20 protein-coding genes are annotated in these 24,640 nt (G+C 33.4%); 9 read left to right on the top strand and 11 right to left on the bottom strand.

The features are described 5' to 3' along the window. Window positions 1-78: 78 nt before the first annotated feature. From FA048_RS07050 to FA048_RS07040, 3 genes are all read left to right on the top strand, one after another. Window positions 79-675 (top strand): RNA polymerase sigma factor, encoded by a 597-nt coding sequence (locus FA048_RS07050; RefSeq protein ID WP_136839539.1) that lies wholly within the window; start codon window positions 79-81, stop codon window positions 673-675. A 392-nt stretch (window positions 676-1,067) separates the two neighbouring features. Beyond that, a complete protein-coding gene (locus FA048_RS07045) occupies window positions 1,068-1,598 on the top strand; it encodes an RNA polymerase sigma factor (protein ID WP_136839538.1) in 531 nt (176 codons plus the stop codon). A gap of 457 nt (window positions 1,599-2,055) precedes the next feature. Beyond that, complete coding sequence (locus FA048_RS07040) at window positions 2,056-4,818, top strand: lantibiotic dehydratase (RefSeq protein ID WP_169306828.1); 2,763 nt, start codon at window positions 2,056-2,058, stop codon at window positions 4,816-4,818. Here the strand turns inward: FA048_RS07040 and FA048_RS07035 are convergent. The 3 genes from FA048_RS07035 to FA048_RS07025 all read right to left on the bottom strand — a co-directional run bounded on the left by FA048_RS07035 (window position 4,793) and on the right by FA048_RS07025 (window position 7,330). Next, complete coding sequence (locus FA048_RS07035; RefSeq protein ID WP_136839536.1) at window positions 4,793-5,887, bottom strand: sensor histidine kinase; 1,095 nt, start codon at window positions 5,885-5,887, stop codon at window positions 4,793-4,795. The two genes, FA048_RS07040 and FA048_RS07035, sit on opposite strands and share 26 nt — an antisense overlap. A gap of 263 nt (window positions 5,888-6,150) precedes the next feature. Then, complete coding sequence (locus FA048_RS07030; protein ID WP_225872503.1) at window positions 6,151-6,897, bottom strand: LytR/AlgR family response regulator transcription factor; 747 nt, start codon at window positions 6,895-6,897, stop codon at window positions 6,151-6,153. A 127-nt stretch (window positions 6,898-7,024) separates the two neighbouring features. Next, on the bottom strand, window positions 7,025-7,330 hold the full coding sequence (locus FA048_RS07025) for a helix-turn-helix domain-containing protein (protein WP_169306827.1): 306 nt from the start codon (window positions 7,328-7,330) through the stop codon (window positions 7,025-7,027). Between the two features lie 200 nt (window positions 7,331-7,530). On the opposite strand from FA048_RS07025, the gene idi reads away from it, so the two are divergent. After that, window positions 7,531-8,064 carry an isopentenyl-diphosphate Delta-isomerase gene (gene idi / locus FA048_RS07020; RefSeq protein ID WP_136839533.1) on the top strand — a complete coding sequence of 178 codons (534 nt, stop codon included), beginning with the start codon at window positions 7,531-7,533 and terminating at the stop codon, window positions 8,062-8,064. 13 nt (window positions 8,065-8,077) lie between these two features. Here idi and FA048_RS07015 read toward each other — a convergent pair whose 3' ends face one another. Beyond that, window positions 8,078-8,977, bottom strand: a complete 900-nt coding sequence (locus tag FA048_RS07015; RefSeq protein ID WP_136839532.1) for a winged helix-turn-helix domain-containing protein — start codon at window positions 8,975-8,977, stop codon at window positions 8,078-8,080. 105 nt (window positions 8,978-9,082) lie between these two features. On the opposite strand from FA048_RS07015, the gene FA048_RS07010 reads away from it, so the two are divergent. The 5 genes from FA048_RS07010 (at window position 9,083) to FA048_RS06990 (ending at window position 16,547) form a co-directional block, all read left to right on the top strand. Next, window positions 9,083-9,679 (top strand): YceI family protein, encoded by a 597-nt coding sequence (locus FA048_RS07010; RefSeq protein ID WP_136839531.1) that lies wholly within the window; start codon window positions 9,083-9,085, stop codon window positions 9,677-9,679. Window positions 9,680-10,084: 405 nt separating this feature from the next. Next, complete coding sequence (locus FA048_RS07005; RefSeq protein ID WP_136839530.1) at window positions 10,085-12,523, top strand: outer membrane beta-barrel protein; 2,439 nt, start codon at window positions 10,085-10,087, stop codon at window positions 12,521-12,523. Between the two features lie 24 nt (window positions 12,524-12,547). Continuing rightward, window positions 12,548-13,462 carry an ATP-binding cassette domain-containing protein gene (locus tag FA048_RS07000; protein WP_136839529.1) on the top strand — a complete coding sequence of 305 codons (915 nt, stop codon included), beginning with the start codon at window positions 12,548-12,550 and terminating at the stop codon, window positions 13,460-13,462. After that, a complete protein-coding gene (locus FA048_RS06995) occupies window positions 13,459-14,238 on the top strand; it encodes an ABC transporter permease (RefSeq protein WP_136839528.1) in 780 nt (259 codons plus the stop codon). The genes FA048_RS07000 and FA048_RS06995 overlap by 4 nt, the downstream gene beginning before the upstream one ends. 209 nt (window positions 14,239-14,447) lie before the next feature. Then, window positions 14,448-16,547, top strand: coding sequence for a tetratricopeptide repeat-containing sensor histidine kinase (locus FA048_RS06990; protein ID WP_136839527.1), 2,100 nt, complete (start codon window positions 14,448-14,450; stop codon window positions 16,545-16,547). 780 nt (window positions 16,548-17,327) lie between these two features. Here FA048_RS06990 and FA048_RS06985 read toward each other — a convergent pair. From FA048_RS06985 to FA048_RS06955, 7 genes are all read right to left on the bottom strand, one after another. Continuing rightward, on the bottom strand, window positions 17,328-20,255 hold the full coding sequence (locus FA048_RS06985) for a DEAD/DEAH box helicase (protein WP_136839526.1): 2,928 nt from the start codon (window positions 20,253-20,255) through the stop codon (window positions 17,328-17,330). A 100-nt stretch (window positions 20,256-20,355) separates the two neighbouring features. Then, on the bottom strand, window positions 20,356-20,640 hold the full coding sequence (locus tag FA048_RS06980) for a hypothetical protein (RefSeq protein ID WP_136839525.1): 285 nt from the start codon (window positions 20,638-20,640) through the stop codon (window positions 20,356-20,358). Between the two features lie 34 nt (window positions 20,641-20,674). Then, window positions 20,675-20,971: a hypothetical protein gene (locus FA048_RS06975; protein WP_136839524.1), complete on the bottom strand. Its 297-nt coding sequence runs from the start codon at window positions 20,969-20,971 to the stop codon at window positions 20,675-20,677. A 90-nt stretch (window positions 20,972-21,061) separates the two neighbouring features. Further along, the gene (locus tag FA048_RS06970; RefSeq protein WP_136839523.1) at window positions 21,062-21,721 is read right to left on the bottom strand and encodes a hypothetical protein; all 660 of its coding nucleotides are present in this window, start codon (window positions 21,719-21,721) and stop codon (window positions 21,062-21,064) included. Between the two features lie 109 nt (window positions 21,722-21,830). Beyond that, complete coding sequence (locus FA048_RS06965; RefSeq protein WP_136839522.1) at window positions 21,831-22,916, bottom strand: formylglycine-generating enzyme family protein; 1,086 nt, start codon at window positions 22,914-22,916, stop codon at window positions 21,831-21,833. 5 nt (window positions 22,917-22,921) lie between these two features. Beyond that, the gene (locus FA048_RS06960; protein ID WP_136839521.1) at window positions 22,922-23,158 is read right to left on the bottom strand and encodes a hypothetical protein; all 237 of its coding nucleotides are present in this window, start codon (window positions 23,156-23,158) and stop codon (window positions 22,922-22,924) included. Window positions 23,159-23,463: 305 nt separating this feature from the next. Next, window positions 23,464-24,522, bottom strand: a complete 1,059-nt coding sequence (locus FA048_RS06955) for a phosphotransferase enzyme family protein (RefSeq protein ID WP_136839520.1) — start codon at window positions 24,520-24,522, stop codon at window positions 23,464-23,466. Between the last annotated feature and the right edge of the window lie 118 nt (window positions 24,523-24,640).

The following is a 24,640-nucleotide window of genomic DNA, read 5'->3' as shown; positions in this document are numbered from 1 at the left end:
TCGCATTCTTAGCAGGAATATCCGGAACAAATCACCAACTTATATGTTGCAACATCATAATCATTTGATATCATTGAAATGCTAGCCCTTATACTTCCCCTTCTGAAAGCTGATTACCAAAGTTTAAGGTTAGTTAAACCTCCTTCAATTGAGGAGATTTTAGTTGCTGATTTAAAATCAGGTAATCCATTAGCCATTAAAAGGTTGTACAAGATGTATGCTCCAGCTTTAAATGGGATTATTAAAAGAATAATAAAATTTGATGAAGTGGCTGAAGATATTTTACAAGATACTTTTGTTAAAATATGGAAATCCATAAATCAATATGATTGTTCAAAAGGCAGGTTATTTACATGGATGGCTAATGTTGCAAAAAATCTTGCAATAGATCAACTTAGAAGTAAAGCACATTTAAATTATAGTAAAACAGATGATCTCGGTGAAATTCCAATTGAAATTATTGATCATAAGACTTATGTGCTGATTAATTTAGAAACCATTGGCATTAAACAACTTCTAACTCGTCTAAATGCCGATGAGCAAGAAATTATTAACTTAATTTATTTTAAAGGATTTACCCACGTTCAAGCCGCAGAAATACTTAATACCCCATTAGGCACTATTAAAACTAAACTTAGATTGGCCATATTAAAGCTTAGAAAATATTTTAACTGAGCTTAATTATAACTAAAATTTAAGAAACTTCACTATAATTCATACTCAAAACTAAGCTTCTATGGACTACAATCACTGTCTAATATTTGTAAATCCTGATTGTTTTTTAGGAATCTTACCCAAAAGACAAAGGAGGTTTACTGCGATAAACACCTAATATTCAACGTATAAATACGCTAAATACGGCAAAATAAATTTTATTTTTTTTATATTATCTGATTTAGATTCCAATAAAAACTACTTTCTTTTAATAATTACGCTATGCCAAAAAAAAAATAATTAATAGTTAAACTTTTTTAACAGTAATCCAATAACATCCCACCATGAACATGGTATAAAGTTTGAAGTCAATAATTTGTTATCGGATCTCTGAAAAACTAAACTATCTAAAAATGGCAACAGAAACATTAAACTTCGATTCAATGATTATTCCTTATCGTGCTAAACTTAAGGCTTATGCAATGGGCTTTACCAACGATGAAGAAAACGCTAACGATCTTATTCAGGATACACTTTTAAAGGCATTTACTTATTTTGCTAAGTTTAAACCTGAAACTAATTTTAGGGCGTGGTTATTTACTATTATGCGCAATACATTTATTAATGATTATCGCAGAAATACCAGAGTCCAAAAGGTTTTATCTACAACTGATGAAATTTCATCAAGTCAGTTACTACATAGTGCATCTAGAAACCAAGGTGAGCAAAAATTCATTAATGGCGACATTGAGAAAGCCTTAAGTTCATTACCAGCCAACTTGTATGATCCATTTATGAGGTATTTCGAAGGCTACAAATACCATGAAATTGCAGAGGAATTTGATATGCCAATTGGTACTGTGAAAACAAGAATCCATTATGCCAGGTTACATTTGAAGAAATACCTTAAGGTTTACGAAGAATTAAAATGTAAGATTTCTTAACAAACCCTATACTTATACTAAAGATAATCATCTACCTAGGAAAGCCTCGTTAAAAAACGAGGCTTTCCTTTTATATCCCTAATATTTTTAATAATTATAGAATAATTTTATCTTTGTCCCGAGAGCGTTAATTTAAACGGGGACACAGGGTAACAACTGCGTCTCCGTTTTTCTTTTTATAGCGTTAGAGACTTCTAGCTATGTTAAGACCTTATTCTTAAGCAAGCTTTTATTTAAAAATATATTAAATGCTGTTTTAAGTCCATTAGCTATAAGAAGTAGTTTGTTTAGCATGTTTTTTCTTTATATTTAATCTATCTATACTAACTTACTTTATCGATTAAATTTGGTTAGGTAATCATTTAATGATTATCTTAATACACTTATGGTTTTTATAGATGTTGTGCATTTTTATGCTAACATATCCAAAATAAAAATCTACCATAATCTTTATTTTATGAAAATTATACCACTTGACAAGATCATTTGTCGTACACCTGCTTTTGGTATTAATCAAACCATTGAAGAGGTATGGGAAGAATTAAAACTTAAAATTGAAGAATCATCACCTGGATTTCATTCCGTAATTAAAACATTAAAAACTAGCGAGTTAAATCAACTTGATGAAAAAGCCAAGTATACCATTTGGAAATACTTTAATAGAGCAAAGTTTAGGTCTACCCCATTTGGTTCTTTTGCAGCCATTTTAAATGTAAAATTGTCATTTGCCGAAACTAAAAATCTTGTAATTACTAAAGATATGTTCCAACACCATTGGATAAATTGGGATCAAAAAGAGAATTACCTAAATAATAATGTATCAAATATAAATTACATATGTAGCAATTCTTCTATTTACCTAGTTGAAGATGAAATCAGATACCTTAAAACTTCAGCCGATACATTTGAACTTGCTGCTGTAACTGCGTTGCCAGAGCTCAATACAATATTACTTAACTGTAAAATAAAAACCAGTTTAGGAAGTATTTATGAGCTTATGAAAAATGTTTTTAATATGGACAAGAGGAGTACAAAACATCTATTACAACAATTGGTGGATTTGCAGTTATTGCATACAGATTTACAAGCCAACATTACAGGTGAAGATTATTTCACTAAACTACAAATCGCATACCCAAAACAGGCGAGGAATTACATCATTGCAGAAAGAGCATTACTACAAGGACATTTTGACGGAAAATTATTAAAGTCTCTTCCAGAAATGATTGCTTTTTTTACCAAATGTTTTAAAGTGCCTCAAAATACTGATCTGTCAAATTTTAAAAGTGAGTTTGTCAAAAGATTTGAACATAAGGAAATGAGTTTAGCTCAGCTGATGGATCCTGAAATAGGGATTGGTTATGGCAATTTAGCGCAATTGAGTGGTACAGACATATTGGTTGATGAAATAAAGAATTTGAAAGGTAACATACTAGAAAAACAAATTAACTATGGGAAGTTGCAACAATTCTTATTGAAAAAAATGCTAGCAAATGTAACTATAGATTTAAATGAATTTGAGGTTGAGGAGAAAGGTAACTCAATGTTACCAAATACTTTTAGCTTGATTTTTCATTTATATCATGGCAAGCCTGTTTTAGCACATACTGGTGGCAGTACTGCAAACGCTTTGTTAGGTCGTTTTACAATAGTTAATCAAGAATTTGAAAATGATGCAAGAGCAATTGCAGATTTAGAAATGAATGCCAATTCCAATGTATTATTTTTTGATATCGCTTACCAAGCAGAAAATAAAGTAGATAATGTAAATAGAAGAAAACAATTATACCCATATGAACTACCTATTTTAACTTGGTCTGACACGAATAATCCATTAGATTTAAACGATATTTTAGTTGCTGTTGAGCAGAATGAAGTGATATTAAAATCGAAGAGTTTAGGCAAGAGGTTAATACCCAGAATTCCATCTGCTTATAATTATACGCGTTCAGATTTGGCTGTTTATCGATTTTTATGTGATATCCAATGTCAAGGTCTGTTGACTAGCTTTAATTTTAAATTGCAAGATTTTTTTCCGGGTTTAGTATATTATCCCAGAGTTAATTTTAAAGAGATTATCATTTCCCCAGCTATGTGGCTTTTACCTTCATCAGCGCTAAATGATATAACAAGCATTAGCAATTGGTTAGCAGCTCAACACATAGACAAGATATTTAAAGTTGGTTATGCAGACCAATCTTTAAGTTTCGACCCTAAAAAAAAAGAGGATCTATGGGCATTGTTAAATTATAGCAAACAGCAAGACGAAATTTACATTACCGAAGCCTTATTAGCTGAGGTAGATTATATTAAAGACGAAGAAAATAATCTTTATTCTCCTCAATATATTGTAAATTATTACCATCAGGATAGAGTTTATAACCCTAGTTCTCCAAAGCCAAATGAACCTGTTCAATTCTACTTACCTGGTTCTGAATGGTTATATTTTGAAATTTATTGCCATCCAGCTAAAAGCAACTCGATTTTACTTGGCTTAATTAGAAACTATTTAAATATCAATAAAATACACCTAAAAAAATGGTTCTATATCCGGTATACAGACCCAAAACCGCACATTCGTTTACGTTTGCATTTAAAAAATACCAACTTAGGGTTTATACTAATCCAAGCATTACAAAAATTAGTAGAACCTGAAATGCAAAAAGGCTTAATTACTGATTTTAAACTGCAAACGTACCACAAAGAAAACCAACGCTATGGTAGCAAAAAAATAGATTTAATTGAGCAATTTTTTAAGGAAGATAGTATTTATGCACTCTTCCTAGTTAAACATTCTACCTCCGATTATCAGTTGATGATAAACGCAACACATGTAGTAAAGGAATTATGTGAACTTTGTTTTGAAACTTTGGAAGAGCAAATTTCATTTGTTAAAAAAATGGCTAAAAGTTTTGCAGAGGAAATGAATTTAGAGGCTACAAGTTTTAAAAAAATAAATACAAATTTTAATCAATTAAAAGGAAATTTAGCTAAAGAAATTATTCAACGACCAATTGGTATAAATAAAAAATGGAAAAATTTATTTAGTAAACTAATGGTTAGTTGTGAAGACCAAGCTGTTAAACAAACATTATTAGCAGATTTAATACACATGCACATCAATAGACTTTTCCTTGCTGACCAAAGAATATATGAAACGATTATATACCATTATTTAATAAGGATATTACATACTAAATTGGCAATTTCAACAGTTTAACAGGTATTTCAATATTCGCCTTGAAATGTTGATCTATACTTTGGTATTGAAACGAAACTTCATTGCCATAGGCATAACATAACCTTTTGTGAATGTTGTTTAGCCCAGAATTTGTGGTATTTTTAACTTTATGATGGTTAATTAAATTTACAGTTTGAATTTGGAGCAATTCATTAAGAATGCTTAAATTAATGTAGGCAATATCATCATCATCACTGATATCACCATGTTTAAAAATATTCTCTACTAAGGTGAGTAGTACTAGGGGGATCAGTTGCAAATGTTTTACATCTTCAGTGTAAGAAAAATAGACATTTAAATCATTCGTTTTACGGATTTGATAAAGGTATATTAGATTTTCTACCTGTTCTATTTCATCAGCCAAATAAATGGTATTTTCCATTTCATCAGAATCGATAGCATAACGCATCATTTGAGACAACCTAATTACTGCCTCTCCAGCAATTTCTGAATGCATATTTACCTTATGGTAGATAAAATCAAGTGTATTGAATAAAAAATGAGGATTAATCTGTGCCTTCAAAAACGCATTTTGAGCAATAATTAACTCTTGTTCTGTTTTTTGTTGCTGGATAACTTTTTCTAGCTTTTCTTTTTCTAGTTCTTCCGTTTTCTTTCTTTGGCTTAAGAAGTTACTTAGGAAATAATAACCTGTAGAAAAGCCTAAAAAATAAATACCCCTATATAAATTTCTTAATATAAATGTCGAATCTAAGTTATGCTTTCCTTTTACCTCAATTAAATTTAGACCAATCAGTATTAAATCAGCTGAATAATTAAGTAAAATATAAAGTATAATTTGAATAATAATAATGAAAGGGAGCCTCCAAATCACATTTGTTTTATCTCTAAGTGCCCAGGCTAAAATAAAGTTAGCGTGTACATAAAAAATTGAGACGATAACAATATAGTGAGCAATGTAAATTATTGGATTACCGTATAGATTAAAAAGAAGACCGATAACAACAGTTTCATATAGCATGAACAAGGCCCAAACTATAAAATGAATTTTATATTTTTTTATCCAGTTTAAACTATTTTTCAGCATAATCTACGGTTTCGAATAGAAAAATATCCCTTCTGTATAACTTGTTTCACTTCTAAATTTCATCGTCCTAAGTTTCATAAAAATTTAAACAATATGAAACAAAAAGCTCTTAAAATTAAATCAAGTGTATTATTCACTTACAAACAAAGTAGTTCTAAAATCGGCAAAGGCGAAACAGAACCAACTACCAGTATGACAACAATAACTACTACGTTAACCGGCATACTTAAAAGGTAGGTAATCGCTTGGCAATCAAAGCGGGATTACGGTTGTTTTCCCGCTTTGATTAACCTATTTGCTACAAATACATTAAATTCTTTACGGTAATTCTCACCAACAGTTAGTCGGATGCCATTCGTCATCTTAACTAAATTTCCGTCTATGGTTTCAATTTGATCTTGGTTGATTACAAAACTTCGATGCAATTGCATGAAATTAGGCATTTCATGCAATATTTTAGCAATTTCAGTTAATGACATATATGTTAATACCTTTTTTGTGGTAGTATAAATCATAATGTAATTTTGCTTGCTTTCTACAGCAATTATATCTTCATATTTGATCTTTAATATCTTTAAATCATCTTCCCTACTTTTCACAAAGAAAAAATTTTCCTTAATTGATTTTTCAGCAAAATTTTGACTACCTTTTTCTTGTGCCGGAAATAATTTATTTATAGTAATTATAAACTTACCTAATGAATAGGGTTTTAACAGATAAGCATCGGCATTTGCCTCAAATGCTTCATAAGCATATTTAGTATGTGCTGTGGTAAAAACAAGTTTATTGGTTTTACTTCTGATCTCTTTAGAAAGTTCTATCCCATTAATTTTAGGCATATCTACATCTAAAAAAATAATATCTATTGGCTCATTGCTATTAATTTCTTTTAATGCAATAAGTGGATCAACATAACTTTTTAACAAAGAAAGTTCAGGCATTGCATTAATGTATCCTTTTAATCCCTCAATGGCATGTGGTTCATCATCAATTATAATACACTTGTACATCCTAATTTTCTAGTTATACCAATATGTACAAAAATGATGATTTCTCCAAAATAAAATAATTATCTTGAAAAGAAAATTCACCTGTTCATATAGAAAATCTAAAGGTTCAAATAGATTTTAGGCAAAATCAACCTGTAAGATGAACCGCTAAATCTACCATTTGTTTCACATGATGCATTTCATTAGTAATCAATAATTTTTTATTCTTTTTCTGCTTGGTGCGCTTTAACTGATCTTTAGAAATTAACTTAACTACATCTAATTGATAAAGCTCTGATAATTCGAAAAGTTTAGATAGTGGGGCTTCTACTAGGTTTTTCTCAAACCTAAGATAGGTTGGCCTACTAATGCATAAGTAATTTGCCAGTTCTTGCTGGCTTAAGTTTTTCGATTTTCTTAAATCTTTTAAAATATATCCAAATTGAATTTTCATACTGTATCTATTGATTAGGGCACTTTTTATTCTTTGAATATGATCAATGTTCATGATCTTTACATCTTCCTTATACGAACAGGGCGATATTCTATACAAACAGGACTAAATTCTACACGAACCCTTACAATACTGATGAAAGTCATTTAGTATAGAAAAATTATCTATTTTTGCTGATTAGGCTATAAGAGAATAAAGAATTGACAGATAACGTAATATTAGTAGATCAAAACGATAAAGAAATTGGATCGATGTCTAAAATGCAGGCGCACTTATCTGGCACTTTACATCGGGCTTTTTCAATTTTTATATTTAACAAAAAAGGTCAATTGCTCTTACAACAAAGAGCTTTAGGCAAATATCATTCAGGTGGTAAATGGACGAATACCTGTTGTAGTCACCCAAGGATTGGTGAAAAGACTATTATTGCAGCAAATAGAAGGCTACAAGAAGAAATGGGTATGGAGTGTGATTTAATATATGGCTTTAGCTTTTTATATAAAGCTGATGTAAAAGATGGACTTTTAGAGCATGAGTATGACCATGTCTATTTTGGCTCTTCAGACGATAAACCAACTTTAAATCCAGATGAAGTATCAGCTTATAAATATATTGATTTGGATATTTTAGTAGAAGATCTCCGACTACATCCAGATCTTTATACAGAATGGCTAAAAATCTCTTTTGATCAAGTGTTAGCAATTTACCGTACAAAACTAACACAAGAAAATTAGGGGCTTAACAAACTCAGTTAGTGCTGCTATTTATTACTAGTTTATAACCCTTACTATGTATATTTTTGAGTTGGATAGATATATCTCCTTCTAATTTCTTCCTCAACTTAGATATAAACATGTCTAGGCTCCGGCCAACAATCACACCTTCATCTTCCCATATCTCCTTTTGGAGTCTGCTCCTTTCTATGATCACATTTGGCGAACTTGCTAAAATCAGCAGTAGCTTTGTTTCCTTTAGGGTAAGATCTATTGTATTACCTGTAAAAACGAGTTTTCGATCTTCTACATTAAAAAGTGTATTGCCTATTTCTAACTGCCCAACCTCATTACCAGTTTTAATCTTCTGGTTTACTCCTCTAGATCTAACAAATAGTAACCCTAAAAAAGCAAGTAAGGGAATCCCACCAATCAGATAGCTTTTCTGTGAGGTAGTCATGCCTATCTTTTGAAACTCAATTTCTATAAGGTAACAACCCTTTGGTTGTATCCTACTGGTACAAGGCACTATATCACTCTTTTCATTACCAGATATTACATAACCGAAAATCACACCAAACCCCGAGCAATTTCTTACATTAACTATGTAGTCTGTAGCAAGCTGATCTTTTGCAAGTGCACTCTTTACAATCTTTACTAGCGAATCTGGCTTGAAACTAAACTCGTTTTCAAATCTGATTTGGTATTCATTTGTCGCAATTCTTTGGACTGGTAAGACTCTTGAGGTACTATCTCCTGAATGTAGCAACAGCTCATGTCCAATCTTTCTCAATAGTATTTGCTGTCTAGCTAACTCAAAATCTTTGTCATTGTTTAAGTTAAATGCTACAGAAGCCATTGCTGATAGTATTAAAACTATTAACCCAACAAGGTATTTATTTTTAGAATCAGAACGTGTTTGATAAGTTGCCATAAATGTTCTTATTGATTTTTACAAAGTTTACATTTTTTTTTACAATATCTATCATCTAAAATTTAATCTTGATCTATAGGTTTACAGTTTTAAACCCATAAAATCATGATCAATAAAACTACACTTATTTTGCTATTGTGTGTGCTTTCTCTTTCTGTAAAGGCCCAAAACTATTTATTAGATATTAAAAAAAGTAAAATCTTATGGAAAATAGAAACAGTAGGAAAGCACAATGGTTACATACTTTTTAGTTCTGGAAAATTAAATTATTCGGGGAAAGGCCAGCCCACTACAGCATATTTCACTATAAATATGAATGGTATGCGCAGTATGGATCGCCCAACAGCTAAAGGAAGAGAGAAAATTGATATCGAGTTAAGATCACCAGGCTTTTTTGATGTAAATATTCATCCAACTGCTACAATGGATGTCAAGCAAATTTTGCCTACTCCTACTCCTCTAATTTACAGAGTGAGAGGAAATCTGACAATTAAGGGGATTACCAATCCCATTGAATTCACTGCTGCTATTGTTAAAAAGGGTGAGGTCATTACAGTTAAATCCAATCTTACCATAGCTCGTGCAAAATGGAAAATAGACCTACAAGAGAAACCAAAAGATCATGACTTTTTTGCTACCATAAAAGATAAAATGATGCCAGAAGACATTATGATTACTTTAGATCTTACTTTCCATAAATAAAACTCTATTTTTCTATGAAGCGGAGCCTTAATACTAAGGCTTCGTTTATATTGCTTTTATATTTAAGCCAGAAATAGCTAGGCATTCATGGCTTCGGCTTAAACAAATCCTATTATTACAATTCTTTGCTTCCCCCTACATTAAGGGTTAAATATTTTTAACAAATTACTTTGTAATTCAAAGCGCTTTATTATATTTGACCTATAATACCAATTTATGAGTGATTGGATAGAGAAAATAAGAAAGCTAAGCTCCCTATTAAAAATAAAAATTCGGTCTTCCATCACATTTTTTAAGCTGTTCGTCACATTTAATTTGGAAAAATAAAAAAACTACGTATACTTGTGTATTATTTAACTAGTACACTAACAAGTAGACACACGACAAATCCAAAACCAAACAAATATGAAGACTTTAATTTTTTTAATTTGCTGCATTTGCTTCAACTTCGTTGCAAAAAGCCAAACTAATCCGCCATTACAAATCAGCGGAAAAATAATCGACTCATCGGCCAATAAAGCAATTACCTATGCCTCAATTCTATTAAAGAATGATAAAAAGGTTCAGTTAAAATCTGTTGTAACCGGAAAAGATGGTTCATTTTCGCTTACCGGTCTTTCAACTGGCAACTATTTGTTAGCCATTGTTTATGTTGGCTACCAAACAAAAGTAGTTCCTGTGGCACTTGGCACAACTTCTATAGTTTTAAATAACATCTCGCTAATGGCCACTCCCACTCAGTTAAAAGGAGTAACGGTTACTGCAGATCGTCCGTTAATAAAGCAAGAGATAGACCGTATTTCTTATGATGTTAAAGCTGATCCTGAGAGCAAAGTGAACAATGTGTTAGAAATGATGCGAAAAGTACCAATGCTGTCTGTTGATGGAGATGAGAACATTCAGTTGCAAGGAAACAGCAATTATAAAATTCTAATTAACGGTCGTCCATCTGGCATGATGGAAAGAAACCCGAAAGATATTTTAAAAAGTATGCCAGCTTCTAGCATTGAAAGAATTGAAGTAATTACTACACCACCAGCAAAATATGATGGAGAGGGTTTGGCTGGAATCATCAATATCATCACCTTTAAAAAAGCAGATAACGGAACCAATGGTACTATAAACGTAAGTGAACGTTTTCCTGTTGGTGGACCTGGTATTGGAGGCTCATTTACTTTAAAATCTGGAAAGTTTGGCATTGCAACAAACGCAGGTGGAAATTTAAATAGTACGCCCCTATTGAACAATAGTAATTTAAGAAATACCCTTGGAGCCAATGAGACCAAATTATGGCAAACCGGAAATAAAGATTTTTCTGGAAAAAGTGGCTATATAGGTACCGAATTAAGTTTTGAAATTGACAGTCTGAACTTAATTTCAGCGCAATTTAACTACAATGCTAATGACAATGAGAGTTTAAGCAATCAATATTCAACCTTAAATAATTTAAATCAAGTATTACATACTTATGAGTTACGAAATAATTTAGCTGGTTCAGGAAATGGTGTTGATGCAGCCTTAAATTATCAATTGGGATTTAAAAAAGACAAAAATCGTTTGTTAACCTTTTCTTATCGTTACTATAAATTTACTAATGATCAGTTTAACAATGTTGGAATATTTAATCAGGTAATTAATCCTTCTCCAAACAATCCCACTCCAGAAGCACTGAAAGATTATCAACAGCAAAACTCTGGAGGCTCATCTGAACAGACAGTACAAATTGATTACGTATTACCGATTAAAAAATTAACAATCGAAGCAGGTGTAAAAGCTATTTTTAGAGATAACAACAGTAATTTCGAGTACTTGTCTTTAAATTCATCAGGTGATTATATTCTTGATCCCCTAAGAACCAATATTTTCGATAATACTCAAAACGTATATGGCATATACAATACCTATCAATTTAATATTAAAAAATGGGGTGTAAAAGCTGGGGTTAGAGCAGAACAGACCGAAATTGATGCTGTTTTTACTAGTTCTAATTTAAATAGAAGCTCATTAAATTTAATTCCTTCAATTTCTGTTAATCGTAAATTCAAGGATATGAGTAGTATCAACTTTGGTTTTACTTCCAGAATCCAAAGACCGGGCATTAATCAATTGAATCCATTTGTTGATCGTTCTAATCCAAATTTCGAATCATCAGGAAATCCGGATCTTAAACCAATGAAAGGGCACAGCATAGAGGTTAATTATAGCAGATTCAAAAAAGCATCATTAAACATAGGCTTCCGTGCACTTCACGGAACTGGAATTATCATGCCGAGTGTAGTAACTGATCCAGTAACCCAAATTACCCGTACTAGTTATGCAAATACTGGAAGTGCTACACTAATTGGTTTAAATGTAAATATTAACTATCCTTTTAGCAGTAAATTAAGAGGGGTGCTTGGTGCAATGGCGAATTATGGTATTGTAAAAGCAGAAATTAATGGCGTTGATTTAGATAAGCAAGGGTTAATGAGACGTGCATTTACATCTTTAACTTATCGCCCAAGCAAAACTTGGCAAGCTACTGCTAGTGTAAATTACAATGGGCCTAATTTATCTATCCAAGGAACTTCAAATTCTTTTGTTTTCTCTTCATTTAGCTTAAATAAAGATTTGTTCGACAACAAATTGACCCTTTCATTTGCAGCAAATAATGCCTTTAACAAATACAGAAAAGCTATCAATTATACCAATGGACCAAACTTTATCCAAGAATCATACAATCAAAACTATCAGAGAAATTTTACCACTAGCTTAAATTATCGTTTTGGTAAATTGAAGGATTCCATTAAGAAAAATAAAAAGGGTATTAATAATAATGATGTATCTGAAGGTTCAAGCCTTTAAGCTTACCAACCAAACAAATTAAAGATGAACGATAACTATATCATTAAAACAACAGGGCTAGAACATCGCCATACCAAAGGGGTAAAAACCTTAACCGACATTAACCTAGCAGTTAAAAAAGGAGAAATTTACGGCTTTCTTGGTCCAAATGGGGCTGGTAAAACCACCACTTTACGCTTGTTACTTGGCCTATCGAAATTACAAACTGGTAAAATTGAAATATTTGGACAAGAATTTGGCACTAATCGCATAGAGATTTTAAAAAAGATTGGCTCATTGATAGAAACTCCGTCTTTGTATGGACATTTGCGAGCCAATGAAAACTTAGAAGTTTACCGTGAATTGTATGGTGCTTCTAAAGCAAGATTGACCGAAGTGCTAAAAATTGTTGGATTGGATAAAACAGGCAGTAAAAAAGTAAAGCAATTTTCTTTGGGCATGAAGCAACGCTTATCTGTAGCGTTAGCACTTTTGCCAAATCCCGAATTATTGATTTTAGATGAACCGGCAAATGGTTTAGACCCTACCGGAATTATTGAATTAAGGGAATTGGTTAAGAAATTAAACAAAGAAGAAGGGATGACCATTTTAATGTCTAGTCATCAACTCTCTGAAATAGAGAAAATGGTAAGCCATGTAGGAATTATTTCTAAAGGTGAAATCATTTTTCAAGGTTCGTTGCATGCATTAGGGCAGCTACAAAAGAAACAATCTAGCGTACTCATTCATACCTCTGATGATCAACTAGCAATGGATGTGCTTAAAGCTTACACGCCTGAGTATATTGGACATGCCATTTCAATTGCTTACCAAGATGAACAAGAAATAGCAAAAATGAGCCGAGCGTTGCACGAAAAGCAGTTAGATATCTATTTGCTTCATCCGCAGCAAAACAATCTGGAACAATTATTTATGGACTTAACCACACAACACGCATGAGCTTAGCTATTTCTTTAAGATCTGAATTCTTAAAAACCAAACGTTCACCTAGTTGGATCTTAACTTTGGTTATGGCCGCATTTGTACCCTTATTTATGTTATTGGTTATTAAAGAATCGCATGATGGCCATCTATCTGATGATATAGCAAAAATTAGTAAAGAAGGGTGGAATTTTTATTTTTATCAGGGTATTGGCATGATTAGCTTCCTATTCTTACCCATGTTTGTTATTTTAATTAGCACATTATTACCACAGATAGAATATAGAAACCATACCTGGAAACAAGTGTTTGCTTCTCCCCAGTCATTGGGAAAGCTCTATCTATCTAAATTTTTAGTATTTCAGTTCTTTATTTTGGTGTTTTTGATAGCAAGTTTACTTCTCATTGGTATATCGTGCGTATTTTCAGGTATGCTTAATCCAAAATTCAACTATAACTCACACGCTTTAGATTGGCAAAAACTGTTAGCCATTACTTCAAAAACCTATATTGCTATTTTGGCGCTTTCTACAATTCAATTTTGGATGGGATTACGTTTCAAAAGCTTTTTATTACCAATGGGTGTAGGAGTTTTATGTTATATTTTAGGTATAATTAACATGGTTGGCTACCATGTTGTTGATGCTGATAAATATTTCTATACTTTTTCAGGCTTTATTTTCATCAAGCAAAACGCGGCGAAAGTACCTTATGTGTTATGGAGCTCCGCAGCTTATGCAACTGTGATTTTGCTACTCGGTTTTTTAGATTTTAGTAGGGCTAAAGAGCGTTAACTTGCATTCATAAAAAGCACCAACTTTAATTAGATTGGTGCTTTTTTTTCATAACTGTACAAATGATGCAGTTTCTTTCTGTGTGTTCCTTTCCCCTAACTAATTGAAGCTTGCTTTAACAATAACTTCTTAATTAAAAAAAACAAAAATTTAATTAAAAGTTAACATTTTTTCTAATCTTTAGAAAATAATCCAACTTAAAGCTCTTCATGTACAGATTGTTAATTAGTGCACTCCTCGGTGTATTGCTCAACTTATTTCCAACGCATTTATTCGCACAAAAAAATGCGGCTACAGACAGTATCTATGTAGCTCTTCAAAAAATACAAGTAGATAGTATTCGGATCAAAAAAACTAACGAATATGCTTATAATTTGCTAGTTACTAAAAAACCATTGCGCAATGAAATAGCCAATCTAGCTATTAAAAATGCGCTACAATACAACAATCAACACTTGCTTGGCCTTAGTTATTTAACTATTGGTTATGCATATATACTTATTGGCGAATATTCGAATGCCTATCCTTATTACATGCAGGCCTTGGCTGTTTACCAAAAAATTAATGAACCTAAAAATCTATGGCGTGCTCATTTAGATCTCACTTGGATCCAAATCCAGCTCAAAGCTTATGACAATGCCAATCAGTTGATCCAAACCGCTATTGCCATTACTAAAAAAGAAAACCTAATTCCAGAACAAGCCATAAGTTACAACTACGTTGGCATATTAAATGACAGTCAGGGTAAATACGAACTTGCTATTGAGTCTTATAAACTAGCCCTATCTTTAAATGAAAAGAAAGGATTAGAAGGTAATCAAATCAGCACTTTAATGAATCTAGGTATCAGTCAGCGTAGGGCCAAAAAATTTAAAGATGCGCTGGTCTCTTTTGAAAAATCTAAAATTATAGTAGACAAAGGAAATAGTGCTTATTACAAACAAAGTATTTACCAAAACTTAGCCGAATTAACTTTCGAAATGAAGGAGTATGATAAAGCAGAGGCCTATATTTTACAAGCCTTGGCCAACTCTTCTGGCAATAATGAAAGGGTATTAAAAAGAGGTTTATTTAGCAACCTATATAGCATTTATAAAATTAAAGGCGAATACCAAAAAGCATTGGCTTATTCTGATTCTCTCTTTAGAATAGACCAAAGTCTTTATGAGAAAGAAAAAGTAGCCGAAATTTTAAACTTGCAGGCTAAGTATGATACCAAGTTAAAAGATGAAAAAATAGCCAATCAATACGTACTAAACCTACAGCAACAACAGCAGTTGCTATTGAACAAAAAGCTGCTACAGCTAACTTTACAGCAAAAAGAAAACAGCGAATTGTTATTTACCAAGCGCAAAAACGAGCTAGAAAATCAGAAGAAATTGCAGACAGCAGCTATGCAAAAAGACCGTTTACAAGCTAAACTAGACAAACAAACTAGCGAACAACAGATTTTTACACAAAAGCAAGAGATAGCAACCAAAAACAGAATGCAAATCTTTTTTGCTTTGCTTGCTGTAATGGCTATTGGCATTGCCATTTTTATTTTTTACAACCAACGCAAAACCAGAAACCTAAATGCACTTATTACATTGCAGAAGAAAGACCTTGAACAGGTAAATGCCGTTAAGGATCGTATTTTTAGCATCATTGGGCACGACATGCGGGCGCCTGTAAACACCTTAACTTCTTTTAATTACCTACTGGAAGATCATGACCTTTCGTCGGACAAGATTAGGGTTTATGCCGAAAAGATTAGCCAAACGCTCAACCATACTTCAGTAATGATGGAAAACTTATTAAACTGGAGTAGAAGTCAATTACAAGGTTACCAACCACAACTTAAAATGCAACATTTAAAACCTATTGCAGACCAGGTTATAAACACTTTAGCAGTACAAGCTGCTAAAAAAGGCATATATATTACCAATACTATTGATACTGATATGCAAGTTTTCGCTGATGGCGACATGACAGAACTCATTATGCGCAACCTAGTGGCCAATGCCATTAAGTTTACCCCAAATAAGGGTACAATTAACCTAAGTGCATTACAAGATAATAAGCATATCAATTTTAAAATAAGCGATAGTGGTATTGGTATGCCAACAGAAATATTGGCACAATTAAATAGCGATGAAACTACCTATCACCAAACCAGCAGACCTGGCACCAATAAAGAAACAGGAACCGGATTGGGTTTAATGCTCTGCAAAACATTTGCTAATTTAATGGGTGGCAAATTAAAAGTAGCTAGTGAAACGGGTAAAGGTACTGAGGTTGAGGTAAGCTTGTTGAGTGTTGCTGCTTAACATTCATATCGAAGCAACACAGCATACAGCACTGGTAACAAATAATTTGCCAGTACGTATTAGTGAGTGGTCGTTAGAAAGAAAGTGCATAGCTTTTCTCTCTTGCAGTTACATCGAACGTAACGCAGCGATGAGATATCTCCTGTAAAGTACAACAACCTTTCTACCCTATCCTAAATAACTTTACAATTCGTTTGCAATAGCTAATTAAATCAAATGAACTTTTTCTATCAAATCCATTCTTAGTAGGTTTAAAATTATAGTGCTTAGATATGACAATATGGTTGTGTAATTGTTTATCCGCGTTAAGGGCAAGGCCTATCACCACGATATCGAGCACAAGTAAAATAATAATTGCAAAATTAGTAGTGTTCATAGGTCCATTATTAAAATTTTAAAAAGGCCAGTTCTTAAACTGGTAATAGCGTCTGGTAAAATTAAAATAACTTCAGCATAACATTAAATTATCATTATGTTAACAGGCTGCAGGTTTGAAGTATTGGCTTAACTTCTTTATGCAAGCTAATTATATTTGTCAATTTATTGCAAGAATAGTTATTAACGTTTAAAATAAAATTATATTTTATTGCTTATACACTGATAATTAAGCTAATAGCGTAATTCTTTTTTGTGGATTTTTTTGTCGATGGCAATTGTTTTATTGCTAAGCACACTGATAACGTGTAAATGTGTTAAAAAATACATTTTGCTGCTCATTGCATTGATTACGCAGCTGACTATTATTCCCGCATATCTATCTTCTTATCGCATTTACCAAACTTATATCAACGCTAACAAATCACGCTTCGTTAAAGCTTTAAAAATAGACTCTTCTGTTTTAATCAGGTCGCTTGCCAAATCCTTTTTAGTTTCTTGCATGAGCATGATTTTTTCTTCTATAGTATCTGGACAAATGAGGCGAACTGCCATTACATTTTGGTGTTGCCCAATGCGGTAGGCCCTATCTATGGCTTGGTTCTCTATGGCTGGGTTCCACCAAGGATCGATAAGGTAAACATAAGCCGCCTGGGTTAAATTTAAGCCAATGCCCCCGGCTTTTAAACTGATAAGGAATACCCTTATTTCGGGGTTATTTTGAAAAGAATTTACTACCGCTTCTCTGTTTTTGGTTTGCCCAGTAAGGTAAGCAAAGGTAATGTTGCGTTTCGCTAGCTCGTCCTTTACCAAATCTAACATACTTACAAATTGCGAAAATACCAGAATTTTATGGTAGGGCGCCTTGCTTTCTATTTGCTCTAAAAGTACATCCATTTTGGCAGAAGCATTGCCAAAGTATTTTTCTTTGCTGAGTATGGCGGGCGAATTACAAATTTGCCTTAACTTGGTAATGCCCTGCAATACATGCATGCTGCTTTTGGTAAGCTCATCTTCTGCTGTTCCCATTAAATAAGCCCTAATTTCGTTTCGAGCGCTATCATATATTTCACGTTGCTGCTCGCCCATTTCGCAGTAAATTACCATTTCTGTTTTATCTGGTAATTCGCTGGCAACTTGCTCTTTGGTTCGCCTTAGTAAAAAAGGATTGATCCGTTTTTGCAGTTCTGCTGCTCGCCTAGCATCTTTAAACTGATCTATAGGCACCGAATACAATTGTTTAAATTGTTCTCTGCTACCCAACAAGCCAGGGCAAGCAAAAGATAGCTGTCCGTATAAATCAAAAGTATTGTTTTCTATCGGTGTACCTGTCATTACTACCTTGTTGCGCGATTGCAGCAAGCGAACAGCTTTGTAACGTTGTGAATCTGGGTTTTTAATGGTTTGCGATTCATCTAAAAAAATGTAATTGAAGCGGTAATCTTTAATCCATTTAATGTCTGATAGTAATGTGCCGTAAGAAGTAAGGATAACCTCATACTTGCTAAAATTAGCTACAATTTTTGCCCGGTCTGAGCCATAAACGGTTAACACTTTAAGGCTTGGCGCAAACTTTTTAATTTCTTGTTGCCAGTTAAATACCAGCGATGCAGGCACTACAACCAAATTCGTATTGTGCCCTATTTTTTCTCGTTGAGATAAGATAAAGGCTAATATTTGTATTGTTTTTCCTAGGCCCATGTCATCGGCTAAACAACCACCAAAGTTAAATCCATCTAAAAAGTTAAGCCAGTTTAGACCATCTTGCTGATAACCTCTTAAAGTGGCATTAAGTGTTGCAGGCACAGTAACAGCTTCAATGGCCTCGAAAGCTGAAAGTTGGGAGCGGTATAAGGTAAGACGTTCTCTGGTTGCTAAGTCTAATAACTCTTCTTCATACAGTTCTGCTACGGCTGCATAATTGATGTTTGGGGTATGCAGAGTCTCTCCCACAATTTCGCCAGCACCAAAATAACTTTCAAACTTAGCTAGCCATTCATCTGGCAATATGCCTGTGGTACCATCATCTAGCTGTACAAACTTGCTTTTATTGCGGATAGATTTGTGTAGGTGTTTTAAAGAAACGGTTTGTTTATTGAATTTTACTTTTATCGCAGTTTCAAACCAATCTATGCCACTCACCACATTAATAGTAATATTGGCTTGGTATGGGTTTAGTTTATTGTTTTTAAGTTCGTTAAAACCCAAAATGGCAATGCCCTTGCTTCGCCAAGCTTCAAATGCAGTTAAAAACCAGCCTGGTTCTAGAAAGTGCTTGCGGTGCATATAAAAACAATCTGCATGTAGTTGTTCAGCAAATTCGGCAGCCTGTTCTGTGAAGAAAGGATGCATTTTTGCAATGTTGGTAATAAATTGAAGTTCTTTTTGGCTGTCGCGATCTAGGGTAAAAAATTTATCTCTTTTGTCTTTAGCTCTGATTTGTTTTTGGGAGATGATAGGGATTTCTAAAGCTCCGTACCTCATTACAGGAGTAAGTAGCACAAAATCATCAGATTCTGATAGGTATACAATTTCCTCATTGTCTAGGTCGAAACCCTGCTCAACGAGTTGCTTTTGAGTAGCTTTTTTAAGGTAAGCGTAGTTAATTTTAATTTTCTCTTCTAATATCGCTAATACGTTCTGTTGAAAATCTTCGTACTCAGGTCTTTCTATGACTAAGTTGTTGCGATGCTGCTTAAAAAAATCGATTACACTTAAAAAATATGGGTTATCTATTAAGTATAATTGTTCTTTTACCTGCACAAAGTAATGGAAACGAAGTTCGACGTCTTCCATAGCATAGGCTTTGCTATTGAGATGAAGTAGTCCAGATATGGCAAAATTATCTCCCCTTTCGTCTACACTGAGCTCTAAATTTACTTTCAGTATAGAAACCTTTACCGGTACAAGCGAGCTGGCATTTACGGTTGCAGCAGCTTTTTCATCATGTTGGTAAAATTGTAGGTTTAGTGGATTTGCTACGATCACTTTTAAGGCTTCGAGATCAGCGCCTGTTCTGTTTTCGTTGTAATTATTTTTAAAGCTCGAAATGCCAGTATAAAACTTTAGTTCTTCTTGTTTTTCGCTTTTCCAAACAAAGTCAAGCGGATCTAGCGTGTTGATTGGGTTTTTAAGTTTCCCGTTTTGGCTTAATGCAGCAGTTGTCAACTCTACTACTAAATGTCTGTAAAAACGATGCCTACTTAAAATGACCACAGTTTTTAAAGGGCGCTGATCTGCCAAGCCCAAACTGCTGGTTTTGTTTGCCATTAATATAGGCGCAAGTTTACTGTAATCTAGCTTCTCTGTATTAAAATCTTCTTTATCGGGCATCCACTGTATTGATCAGGCCTAAAGATAATACAAATCAAATACTTCTTCAAAGAGTTTGATTTAACATTATTTGCTTGAATAATGTGGGTTAAAATTAGATCTATTTGTTCAGCTCATTAAGTTTCGCCTCAATTGGTTTAAAATAATCTTCGTAATCATCAGCAGCACCCCTTGGTTGTCCGTAACGGTTAACTTTTCCACCCTCATCTTTAGAAAAACTACCCAAATCTTCACCGTTTAGGTTGATATGATAGTGTTGTGCTTCTTTAACCACAATAACATGTGCTAACTTTTGTTTAATGAGGATATCAAAAATAATCTTTTCACCCTTGATGTCACTTTCTTGAATAACTACAGGGGTTACTATTTTGTTGTCTTCTTTCATAACTGTTAATTTTACTGCAAATGAAATTCAGTCTTTAAGGCTCTTGTGTATTGCTCTTTAACTGTTGATGGAATTGAATTTGATCTCTGATAGAATGTAGCAAAGGCAAATCTAATTCACAACCTTGGCTTTCGCACCTGGCATGATCTGTTTCATCAAGTTGGATGGTTCCTATAGTACCATCGTCATCTATTATTTCATAGCGTCCGTTGCCCAATGGCCTAATGGAAAAGAATTTCGCTTGATTGCCATCTGCCACTTCAATTCTGAATTGATTTTCTCGGTTTTCCCCTTGGGTTTCCCTATGGTTAAATTCGTTGTTGGTATCCATAACTAATCTATTGAGCTTTTAAAACAAGCAACTGCACTAATTGTTGTGGTGAAATGAAATAATAATGTTGTAGGCAGGAACACGAATGGTTTATTTTTCTAAACAGCCTTTTTTTGAGTTATGCTGAAAGGCCAATAGTTTATTAAACTCACTTATTATTGGTTTTAGAGGTTTACAGTTTACCAGCTTGTTCGGTACCGCATTTGGTTTAGGGTTATTTGTAGCTTGAGAAAAGATGCTATACTTTTTTTCGAGACATTGGATAGCTTGGTTATCTACAATGTATAGTCGTTGTTCGGTAATATCATCTTTTGTTGCTCCTTCTGCAGTTGCTCCAGAAACAAAGCTCCACGACAGCCTGTTAAGGTAGGCGAAATACAATGTCTTGTCGTTTAAAAAATATTGATCGGTTGCCGAATGGTGATCGTATTCATTGTAATTGTGCTTAATCATTAAAAGTTTACCATTTTCAGAAAAGTAAACAATAGTACCACTCCTCTCGTTATTGCAATTGTATTTAAGAGTTATAGAATCGAGTACGCCATTTTTCAATTTATTTATCGTGGCGGTATAACTCTGCTTAATTTCTACTACGGATTTAGGAATAGGAACTACCTTGTTTAGGCTATTATTTAAGACAGGTTTGTCTTTTGTAGCTGTTTTTATTGGGATAGTATTTTTAACTGGCGATTGCTCTTGACTGCAAGAAACCAACAACAAACAGGAAAGCAAATAAATTATTTTTTTCATTACAGCATGTATATGTGTTATGTAGCAACAATCTCTCAAGCTAATGGTTTGACTAACGTTTTTAAGCAACTGATAAGAGACAGCTTTAGAAGTGTGTATGTAAGTTAAATTAGTTAGTGCTAACGCACCTAAAGCCTAAATTACTCATACCAGAATCGTAGCTACTTTTCATTCTTCGAGCAGTTCTATAGCCAGAACAATAACTTTCATTACACATAAAAGAACCACCTCGTATTACCTTTTTTTGGATTAAAGGCTCGTCTGGGTCATGGCTATCTGAAGGCCCTTTTGGATTGTTTGTGTTTCTCTGTTGCGCTAATATTTTATAATAATCATCTCTATACCAATCTGAACACCACTCCCATACATTACCCGCCATGTCATAAAGCTTGTATCCGTTTGGATCGAAAGATTTAACCGGGGCTAGGTTTACATAGCCATCACGTTTTGTATTTTTATCTGGAAAGCTGCCGTCCCATGAATTTGCTTTAGGTTTACCAGTGTTTATTGATTCATTACCCCATGGATAAATGTTGTTTTTTAGACCACCTCGGGCCGCATATTCCCATTCAGCTTCGGTAGGTAAACGCTTACCAACCCACTTACAATAGGCCATTGCGTCATCCCAGCTCACCTGGATAACTGGATAGTTTTCTGTTCCAGCAATACCACTTCCTTTACCATTTGGATGTTTCCAACTGGCGCCGGGCACCCAACTCCACCATTGCCCGTAATCATTTAATTCTACCAGATGAGTTGGAGGTGTAAAAACCAAAGATGAAGGTACAAGAAGACTATCTGCCGGTTTGGGCGTTCCTGGTGGCAATTGTTTTTTAAGTTCTTCCCAATCTGGTTTCTGTTCGGCAGTTGTAATATAACCAGTTGCCTTTACAAATTGAGCAAATTGAGCATTGGTTACTTCGTGCTCATCCATCCAAAATGAAGAAACTGTTACCTCATGCTTTGGAAGCTCATCTGCCGAAGCTTGGGCATTGTCACCTCCCATCATATAAGTTCCGCCTGGAATATACACCATCCCAGTTTTTGAAGTATCTCCGCTAAAAGTAATTTCTTGTTTAGGGTTTTGTTGTGGAGTATCTTCTATTTCTGCACCTGGTTTTGACAATTGGTTACAGGAAGCCAGCAACAAAATAAGGCTAGAATAATGTAAAATGCTGGTGTATATATTTTTCATAGCAACTACCTTTTACTTTTATATCCAAGACTATCTGCTAAAGATTTGGTCTTGGTTGTTGATAATACAGTGGCAAAACGTGAAGGCGTTTTACTGGTACAACAACTCTTGGGCAGTTTTGCTGTGGCAATAGTAGTTTTGGGGTTTACTTTGTGACTTTTTTCTTTATGCTGACAACTTAAAATTGATAGCAATAAAATTATACAACCAATACCAACCAAAAAGGCTTGTTTTATTTTCATTGTATATTGTTATTTAACGAATTTCCAAAATTACAGTTAATAGCGATACGGTAACCACAAGCTTTACAACTTGTCTTATTGCAAATATAACGTACCACATTATACCAATTTGTAACAATAACAATTTATTGAATAATAGCTACTCAATTTGCAAGGTTAATTTTGTGCTAATAATCACACCTATTACCATACTGAGCCTGTCGAAGAATTTGTATTCTTCGACAGCTTGATTGCCTAGGGAAATTCTAATCTAAATTATAAGAATTGAGACTTACAATGATACAAGTTCAGTTACCTTTCTCTTATTATACTAATGTTTCTTGCAAAATTTTTCTGAAGCTATGTTCTGATAATAAGTACGATTTTAAAAGCTGCAACTGATTTTTAGCTCTAATTAAGTTATGCTCTGGGTAGGTTGTATGGTAATAAACATCGTTATTTAAAAAATCTGTCAAAAACCTGATGGCCTGCATAAAAATCATAAACTTACCACTAAAAATAAACTGCTCCTTTTCTGGTATAGAGAGTACTTCTTCCATCTGCTCCATATAACCACGATAAATAGCAGAGAATACACCTTCTCTCACAGCAATTTTTGTTAAATCTTTTTCTTCTTCATTAGCTTCTGATAAGTAAGTCCTCATCATGTCACCAACATCACTAATATAATAACCTGGCATTACCGTATCAAGATCAATTACACAGATTCCTTTACCAGTTTGGTTACTAAATAATACATTGTTAATTTTTGTATCATGGTGAATTACCCTTTTTTTAAGGTCGCCATTATTAATAATCTCAGTATATTTTTTTTCTATACCATAATGCTTAACCACTTCTTCTATTTCTTCGGCAGCTGCATATAGTCTTTGTCTATTGGCACTTTTTAAAGCTTGCTTAAATTGATTGATCCGTAAGGTAAGATTATGAAAATCAACAAGGGTAAACTTGAGTTTACTGGTATCAAATGCATGAAATTTCTTAGAAAATTTCCCGAATTGTTTTGCAGCTTGATAAGCGTCTTCTGTATTTTCTACAACATCTATTGAAGTAGAATTTTTGATAAAAGGAAATATCCTAAAGTATTCTCCATCAACAACCACTAATGTTTCTTTTTTTAGGTTAGCCAATGGCGAAACGAATAAGTAATCTGGTGCATGTTGATCCAGGTATTTTCTTAACTCAAAAAGGTTTTCATCTATATGGGTAGGCTCTTTAAAGACATTAACGTTTATTCTTTGCAATAAATAGTCATTTTCTTGACCAGAAATTTTCCAAGTGTGGTTAATGAGTCCAGAACCATGGGGCTCTATCTTAAAATTATCGTATTGAAAACCATAGCTAGCTAAGATTTCTTGAAACATAGGTGTACTTATTAGGTGTGTGACTGAATAAACAGTAATTAAATATCGATTTGAGTTCAGCATTTAGTTTTATATAGCTGCGAAAAAAATCTGTGAGAGTCGATACTAAAGCTTAGCA

This window comes from Pedobacter polaris, from assembly GCF_005116505.1.
Lineage (GTDB): Bacteria > Bacteroidota > Bacteroidia > Sphingobacteriales > Sphingobacteriaceae > Pedobacter > Pedobacter polaris.
This window is presented reverse-complemented; position numbering and strand designations above follow the sequence as displayed.

Excerpts from the sequence above, each read along its gene's own strand:
- FA048_RS07000 (WP_136839529.1), top strand. The coding sequence starts at position 12,548 with ATGAACGATAACTATATCATTAAAACAACAGGGCTAGAACATCGCCAT.
- FA048_RS07025 (WP_169306827.1), bottom strand. The coding sequence starts at position 7,330 with ATGAAAATTCAATTTGGATATATTTTAAAAGATTTAAGAAAATCGAAA.
- FA048_RS07015 (WP_136839532.1), bottom strand. The coding sequence starts at position 8,977 with ATGGCAACTTATCAAACACGTTCTGATTCTAAAAATAAATACCTTGTT.
- FA048_RS07030 (WP_225872503.1), bottom strand. The coding sequence starts at position 6,897 with ATGTACAAGTGTATTATAATTGATGATGAACCACATGCCATTGAGGGA.
- FA048_RS06985 (WP_136839526.1), bottom strand. The coding sequence starts at position 20,255 with ATGCCCGATAAAGAAGATTTTAATACAGAGAAGCTAGATTACAGTAAA.
- FA048_RS07045 (WP_136839538.1), top strand. The coding sequence starts at position 1,068 with ATGGCAACAGAAACATTAAACTTCGATTCAATGATTATTCCTTATCGT.
- FA048_RS07005 (WP_136839530.1), top strand. The coding sequence starts at position 10,085 with ATGAAGACTTTAATTTTTTTAATTTGCTGCATTTGCTTCAACTTCGTT.
- FA048_RS06960 (WP_136839521.1), bottom strand. The coding sequence starts at position 23,158 with ATGAAAATAAAACAAGCCTTTTTGGTTGGTATTGGTTGTATAATTTTA.
- FA048_RS06970 (WP_136839523.1), bottom strand. The coding sequence starts at position 21,721 with ATGAAAAAAATAATTTATTTGCTTTCCTGTTTGTTGTTGGTTTCTTGC.
- FA048_RS06965 (WP_136839522.1), bottom strand. The coding sequence starts at position 22,916 with ATGAAAAATATATACACCAGCATTTTACATTATTCTAGCCTTATTTTG.
- FA048_RS06990 (WP_136839527.1), top strand. The coding sequence starts at position 14,448 with ATGTACAGATTGTTAATTAGTGCACTCCTCGGTGTATTGCTCAACTTA.
- FA048_RS07010 (WP_136839531.1), top strand. The coding sequence starts at position 9,083 with ATGATCAATAAAACTACACTTATTTTGCTATTGTGTGTGCTTTCTCTT.
- FA048_RS06975 (WP_136839524.1), bottom strand. The coding sequence starts at position 20,971 with ATGGATACCAACAACGAATTTAACCATAGGGAAACCCAAGGGGAAAAC.
- FA048_RS06955 (WP_136839520.1), bottom strand. The coding sequence starts at position 24,522 with ATGTTTCAAGAAATCTTAGCTAGCTATGGTTTTCAATACGATAATTTT.
- FA048_RS07035 (WP_136839536.1), bottom strand. The coding sequence starts at position 5,887 with ATGCTGAAAAATAGTTTAAACTGGATAAAAAAATATAAAATTCATTTT.
- FA048_RS06980 (WP_136839525.1), bottom strand. The coding sequence starts at position 20,640 with ATGAAAGAAGACAACAAAATAGTAACCCCTGTAGTTATTCAAGAAAGT.
- FA048_RS06995 (WP_136839528.1), top strand. The coding sequence starts at position 13,459 with ATGAGCTTAGCTATTTCTTTAAGATCTGAATTCTTAAAAACCAAACGT.
- FA048_RS07050 (WP_136839539.1), top strand. The coding sequence starts at position 79 with ATGCTAGCCCTTATACTTCCCCTTCTGAAAGCTGATTACCAAAGTTTA.
- FA048_RS07040 (WP_169306828.1), top strand. The coding sequence starts at position 2,056 with ATGAAAATTATACCACTTGACAAGATCATTTGTCGTACACCTGCTTTT.